Annotated in this window: 1 protein-coding gene; it reads left to right on the forward strand. The window is 43.9% G+C overall.

Annotated features, from left to right (window positions below; translation table 11 throughout):
- On the forward strand, window positions 1-1,691 hold a 1,691-nt coding region (locus KDK19_RS20775), incomplete at its 5' end, for a hypothetical protein (protein WP_257292854.1).
- Between the last annotated feature and the right edge of the window lie 160 nt (window positions 1,692-1,851).

A 1,851-nucleotide genomic window follows, 5' to 3' on the forward strand; every position in this document is an offset into this window, starting at 1 on the left:
TCATTGTTGCCGGTGACATTACCGAAAAACTGGCCAGTCACAGAAGCCTGTCCTCCGCTGTTTCTGATGTATCGTTAACGACAGCTGTCCCCTCACGGGATGATTTGTCCCCCCCTGAAGGCACATTCAGTCAGGTTGCCCTCGGATTCCAATGGCTCACGGATCAAAATGCCCGCCTGTTGGCATTTTTTGCTCCCGGCGGTGGACTGGATTGCCTTGCAAACCCGATAAAACTGAGCATGTCGCCGCAACGCGCAAAGCTACTGCTAGAGAACAGAGACAGCGTAAATCGGCTGGTTTATGGTGCTCAAGCACTATTGGATGGCTACGGCGCGTACTTACGGTTGGCTGATAACAACATTGAACCCGAGGTCCAGACGTTGCTGGATGAATTACGGCTATTGATCAACCGGTTTAAGACACTGAAGCAGACCATCGGATCAGAGTTAGAGCGTATCAACCATCCCTTGCAAGCCGGTAAAGAAGGGCAAGTATCATTTCGCGAGTGGTTGGCTACCTGCCATCAGCTGCAATTCAGTCTTCAGGTACTCAACCCTAAAGAGGCTGAGCAGGTTCGGAGTGTACATGAGCTGATTTTTGCCCTGCATCAGCGTTTTGTAAACGCACTGGCACCGATCGCATTGGCTTCTGGTCAGGGCAAGGTATCCAAGAATAGGAGCATCACCTATGTTGATTACACAAACCCGAGTGAAGATCTGCCGCTATTGAAATCGTCCGACAAAGTATATATTGAAAAAACAACAAGGTATTCAGCCATCGTCGTCATTATGGATAATGCCGTGATTGTTAATCTGAAGTTAGGAACTCACGTGGGCCTTGTTGAGCTGTTAGAACATGCAGAGGGAGGGAAAGGACGTACCTTGCGGTTGAATTTTTCTGACCAATTTGAATCCGAAAGCAATCATAAATCCGGCAAGTTAAAGCGTATTTGGTTTCTGATACAGTTACTAAAAGCAATCGAACTGGATAAAAATGCTGACACCATGAAAATAAGCTTCAACGCCGTAGTGGGTAAAATGACCGTCGAATGCTCCCAAATGAGATCACGTGAAAGCATGCAGGGTGCCTTTAGTAAACTAATTGTAGTCTTGGCTGGTATGCGTGATCTGGATATGACCTTTGGGAAAATAGCGATTTTTGAAGGAGATCAGTGGGATTTTAATATACTTGCACAACGCCTTAATAGCGATGTAAAGACAGAAGCCGATAGATTCGCCTTTCAGCATGCCCTTTTCTCAATTTCTTATGTTGGGAATGAATTTATTTTTCCTTCTTTCTACCGGTTATTAAGCAACCACCACCAACAGCTTATTGAGTATTGTGATCAGTTAGCAAATTGTCGGTGTTTAATATCCTTGGAGAGAAGATCGGAGGATGATTTTCGGAAAATTTTTATGAATGATGAGATAAGTGATGATACCCGCAGGGAAATCTTACCGCATCTTTTATTGTTTGATCCCGAAAGAGCTACTCGATTGTATGAGGATGTGTATCCCCATTTGAGAGATAAATATTTTGTCATCAACCCATCACACAATTATGAGCTGAATTTTATTATTCCACCTGATGAGCCGCTCTGGGATCAAGAAGAAAAAGTCAAGAAAGCCTTGCTGGAGCATGGGCTAAAATATGCCAGCAAACGTGTTCGAAATGATCACCCTGACTTATAACGCGTTCGATAATTTGCAAATTAAGAACCGATCAACGCCGATTATTGATGACCGGCACAAACCGCGTTACCAACTTGTTGTTACTTTTCATATTGCGTGATTCAGACTGGCGACTGAACTTAATAAAAATATCATTGTCAGAAGATAAACAAAGATATCG

This window comes from Endozoicomonas sp. ONNA1, from assembly GCF_024606325.1.
GTDB lineage: Bacteria > Pseudomonadota > Gammaproteobacteria > Pseudomonadales > Endozoicomonadaceae > Endozoicomonas_A.